The following is a 4756-nucleotide window of genomic DNA, read 5'->3' on the forward strand; positions in this document are numbered from 1 at the left end:
CTGCTCGTCCTTGATCTTCTTGTTGCCCTCGAACGCGAGCCGGCGNATCANCCGGGTTTCGATCACGCTGACGACCAGCCGGGCCGCCGACGTTATTGATCTTCACGTCCTGGAACAGACCAGTCTCGATCAGCGCCTTGAGGCCGTCATCGATCGAGCCCTGATCGAGCCGGCCACCCGGGCCAGGCTTGAAATAGGAGCGGATGGTCTCGGCCTCGACGCGGCGGTTGCCCTCGACCTGGATCGAGGACGCAGTCTGCGCGGCAGCTGGCGAAGCCGTCAGGGTCGCGACCGTCAGGGCCGCCGTCGTCGCGGTCAAGGTGACCGCGGCAGGTCCGGCGAAAAACATTAGGGCGGCAGCGATTCCCCCCCGCAACACTCGCATTCCAAGCTTCATGCGCAACGCGCCCTTGTCATTCCACTGTCGGTCCGCAGCCCCCGCACCGACAGAATCCCCAAACGTGCCCTGCTTGTAGACAATTTTGCCCCCACGGCAAACGCTCATTCGCAGTGCGATTTCAATTTCATTCCAACACGTTGCCCATCCGCCACGTTGCCGTTCTGTCACGACGTCGCCAGATGCAGAATGTCGTTATAGGTGGCGAACACCATCAACATCAGCACCAGACCGAGACCGATTCGGAAACCCATTTCCTGCGCGCGCTCAGACAAAGGCCGGCCCCGTACCGCCTCCACCGCATAGAATAGCAGATGACCACCATCGAGCAGCGGTACCGGGAACAGATTCAAAAGGCCGATCGAGATCGACAGGACGGCCGCGAGATGAAGCAGCGCGGAGAACCCCAGCGTCGCCACCTGCCCTGAAACCTGGGCGATCCGCAGCGGACCACCGAGCTGGTCGGCCGATTCGCGCCCCGTGAAGATGCCGCCGATATAGGCGAAGGTCCGGTCGACGACGAACCAGGTCTCCTTGACGCCCATCCAGAACGCCGTGGCAGGATTGACCCGCTCCGTCACCACCTCGCCGGCCGACGTCGAGCGGCTGATGCCGAGGATGCCGAGCCGCTGCACGTTGCCGAACCGATCCTTGATCTCGCGGAGCTGCGGCGTCGCCGTCAGCTCCAGCGTTTGATCGCCGCGCTTGATCTTGAAATGGAGCTGCTGGCCAGCGTCGCCGCTGACGATCCGCTGCATGTCCTGGAAGTTGTCGATGGCAGTCCCATCGATGCCGACCACCACGTCACCTGGCTGAAAGCCGGCCTGCGCCGCAGCGCTCCCCGGCTGCACCGCGTCGACCCGCGCCGACGTGCTCGGCACGCCGAAGGCGGTGAACAGGAAGGTGAAGAGAACGATGGCGAGGATGAAATTGGCGACTGGACCCGCGACGACAATCGCGGCTCGCGGCGCCACCGGCTTGTGATGGAAGCTGACGGCGCGCTCTTCGGCGCTCATCTTGGCGAGCTTCTCGCCCGCCGGGGTACTGGCTTCGCTGTCGTCGCCGAAGAACTTCACGTAGCCGCCGAGCGGAATCGCCGACAGCTTCCAGCGCGTGCCGTGGCGATCATTGAAGCCGACGATCTCGGGGCCGAAGCCCAAGGAGAAAGTCAGAACCTTCACACCATTCCAACGCGCGACAAGAAAATGGCCGAGTTCATGGAAGAACACGACCATCGTCAGCACGAACAGGAACGGCACCGCGTAGCCGATCACGCCGTGGCTTATCGTGTTGAAACCATGCAGGAAAAGATCAGCCATCCCAGTCCTCTCGTGCAGAACCGGATGGCTCTGTCAAAAACGCTTTAGGATGCCTTTGCGGCAATTTGAGGCAAGAGGGTGGCAGCCATATTTCGTGCCCTATGGTCAACGGCGATCGCGTCGTCGGCGCTGCCGAGCGGCGCCAGATTGCCGGCGCGGATCCAGCCGTTGAGCGTGTCCTCGACCAGCCGGGCGATCGCGCCGAAGCGGATCTTCTGGCCGATGAAGGCCGCGACCGCGACTTCGTTGGCGGCATTGTAGACGGTGGTCGCGCCATGGCCGGTGCGGAGCGCGTCATAAGCCAGGCGCAAGCCCGGAAAGCGGGTGAAATCAGGGGCTTCGAAGGTCAATTGACCAATCTTGGCGAGGTCCAGCCGGGCAGCGCGGCCCTTGATGCGGTCCGGCCAGCCGAGGCAATGGGCGATCGGGATGCGCATGTCCGGGGCGCCGAGCTGGGCCACCACCGAATGATCGGCGAACTCGACCAGGCCATGCACGATCGACTGCGGATGCACCAGCACGTCGATCTCGTCCGGCGACAGCGCGAACAGATACGAGGCCTCGATCACCTCGAGACCCTTGTTCATCATTGAAGCCGAATCGATGGTGATCTTCTGGCCCATGCTCCAATTCGGATGCTTGAGCGCCTGCGCCAGCGTCGCCTGCTCGATATCGGCCGCCGCCCAGGTGCGGAACGGTCCGCCCGAGGCGGTGATGATGACCCGGGTCAGTTCGTCCCGATTGCCCGAGGCCAGCGCCTGAAACAGCGCGTTATGCTCGGAGTCGGCCGGCAGGATGGTTGCCTTGGCGTTGGCGGCGCGGCTCATGAAGAAATCGCCGGCGCACACCAGGCACTCCTTGTTGGCCAAAGCGACGGTCGCTCCGCGGTCGACCGCGGCCAGCGCCGGCTTGAGCCCGGCGGCACCCGAGATCGCCGCCATCACCCAGTCGGCCGGCCGCTCGGCGGCTTCGATCAGCGCGCTCTCGCCAGCGCCGCAGGCGATGTCGGTGCCGGCCAGCGCCGCACGCAGCTCGCCGAGCCGGGCCGGATCGGCCACGGCGACGAACCGCGCGTTGAATTCACGCGCCAGCTTGGCAAGGCCCGCGATATTCGCGTTTCCGGTCAAGGCCTCGACCCGATACTTGTCGGGCGCGCCGCGGATCAAATCGAGCGTGCTGTCACCGATCGAACCGGTGGCGCCGAGCACGCTGACGCTGCGCACGCCCGCATGGGCGACGGCATCGTTCTTCAAAGGGACTGCACTCATCGCATCACCACACCATAAGACCGCGGCCGACGCCATCCAGCGAATCGCGGCACAAGCCGATCAGGACAGCCACCACCACGGCGGCGACATAACCGTCGAGCCGGTCGAGCAGTCCGCCATGTCCGGGGATGATATGGCTTGAATCCTTCACCCCGAATTGCCGTTTGACCGCCGACTCGAACAGGTCGCCGAGTTGAGAAACAACTGAAAGCACCGCCGCAACGATCAGCAGCGGCACGGTTTTTCCGAATCCAAGCAACGCAAAACCGAGCCCGACCAGGAGGCTGAGGACGAACCCGCCGACGGCCCCTGCCCAGGTCTTTTTCGGGCTGACCCGGACCCACAGTTTCGGACCGCCGATGCTGCGCCCGGCGAAATAGCCACCGATATCCGTCACCCAGACGATCAGCAGCACCAGCATCAGCGCGGTGAAGCCCCAAGCCTCGTCAGCCCGCACCAGAATGGAAGCCGCCAGCGCCAGCGCTGCGTAGACGAAGCCGGTCATGCTCCAGCGCCGCCTGGTGCCGCCGAGCGCCGCCAGCGCCGCGAAGCCGAGCGCGGCAGCCGCCAGCGCTAGCCACGGCCGGCCGGCCGCAAGTGCCAGGCCGCAGATCAACAACGCCGCCGCGCCGGCGCCGATCGAAGGCCAGTCGCGACTGAAGCCGACGATCGAGAACCACTCCACCAGCAGCCCAACGGCCACCAGCATCGCCAGCACCGCCCACGGCCAGCCGCCGATATAGGCCAGCGCAATCGCGCTCGGCGCCAGCACCATCGCGGCAGCGGTGCGGAGCAGCAAATTGCGACCGCCCTGCTCGGCCGTCGCGGCCGGCACGGGCTCGTCCTGGCTCACGCGTGTCACGATCCTGTCTTTGCCGCCAAGCCGCCGAAGCGACGCTCGCGGCGGGCATACTCGGCGATAGCGCCTTCCAGCGCCGCCTTGTCGAAGTCCGGCCAGTGCAGCGGCACGAACACCAGCTCACTGTAGGCCGCCTGCCACATCAGGAAATTCGACAATCGTTGCTCACCGCTGGTGCGGATGATCAGGTCGGGATCGGGAATATCGGGCGCATCGAGATAGCGGCCCAGGGTCTCGATATCGATGGTCGAGGGATCACGCTTGCCCTCGGCGACTTCGCGGGCGAGCCGCTGCGCCGCATTGGCGATCTCCTGGCGCGAGCCGTAGTTGAAGGCCACGACCAGATTGAGCTTGGTGTTGTCGCGAGTCAGCTCCTGCGCTTCGTCCAGCATGGCGCACAGATCGCGCTCGAGCCGATCGCGCTCCCCGATCACGCGGATCCTGACGCCGTCACGGTGCAGCGATGCGAGGTCGTTGCGGATGAAACGCCGCAGCAGGCCGAACAGGTCGCCGATCTCGGCGGCCGGGCGGGTCCAGTTCTCGGAACTGAACGAGAAGATCGTCAGATACTTGATGCCGATCTCGTTGGCGGCACGCACCACGCGGCGGAGCGCCTCGACGCCGCGGCGGTGGCCTTCGGCCCGCGGCAGGCCGCGCGCGGCCGCCCAGCGGCCGTTGCCGTCCATGATAATCGCCACATGGGTGGGAATTCCCGGCGGATCGGACCGGTCAAGCGCGGGCGCGGCAGCTTTCGACATGGTCAATTCCCGAACCGTCATCCCGCAAGGAAATCACCGGCTGACCGCCAGAACTCATTCGAGATCAGTAAGTTATGTTCTTCCCGATCACAAGGCCAAAACATCTCCCGGTGGAGATGCGCCGCCGGCCGGGGCGCGGCAGTGATCCCGTCGGA

The 4756-nt window shown here is 65.3% G+C and carries 4 protein-coding genes and 1 pseudogene; all 5 read right to left on the reverse strand.

The window, feature by feature from the left end; translation table 11 throughout:
• Positions 1 to 397: pseudogene (locus tag I5M_RS30305) on the reverse strand (POTRA domain-containing protein); the annotation flags it as partial.
• A gap of 167 nt (positions 398 to 564) precedes the next feature.
• On the reverse strand, positions 565 to 1716 hold the full coding sequence (rseP, locus tag I5M_RS21005; RefSeq protein ID WP_022723199.1) for an RIP metalloprotease RseP: 1152 nt from the start codon (positions 1714 to 1716) through the stop codon (positions 565 to 567).
• A 44-nt stretch (positions 1717 to 1760) separates the two neighbouring features.
• Entirely contained in the window at positions 1761 to 2984 is a 1224-nt protein-coding gene (gene dxr / locus I5M_RS21010) for a 1-deoxy-D-xylulose-5-phosphate reductoisomerase (RefSeq protein WP_031337254.1), read from the reverse strand.
• 4 nt (positions 2985 to 2988) lie between these two features.
• Positions 2989 to 3837 carry a phosphatidate cytidylyltransferase gene (locus I5M_RS21015; protein ID WP_022723201.1) on the reverse strand — a complete coding sequence of 283 codons (849 nt, stop codon included), beginning with the start codon at positions 3835 to 3837 and terminating at the stop codon, positions 2989 to 2991.
• 5 nt (positions 3838 to 3842) lie between these two features.
• Positions 3843 to 4601, reverse strand: a complete 759-nt coding sequence (locus I5M_RS21020) for an isoprenyl transferase (protein ID WP_022723202.1) — start codon at positions 4599 to 4601, stop codon at positions 3843 to 3845.
• Positions 4602 to 4756 lie beyond the last annotated feature (155 nt).

It is taken from the genome of Rhodopseudomonas sp. B29, from assembly GCF_000333455.1.
GTDB lineage: Bacteria > Pseudomonadota > Alphaproteobacteria > Rhizobiales > Xanthobacteraceae > Rhodopseudomonas.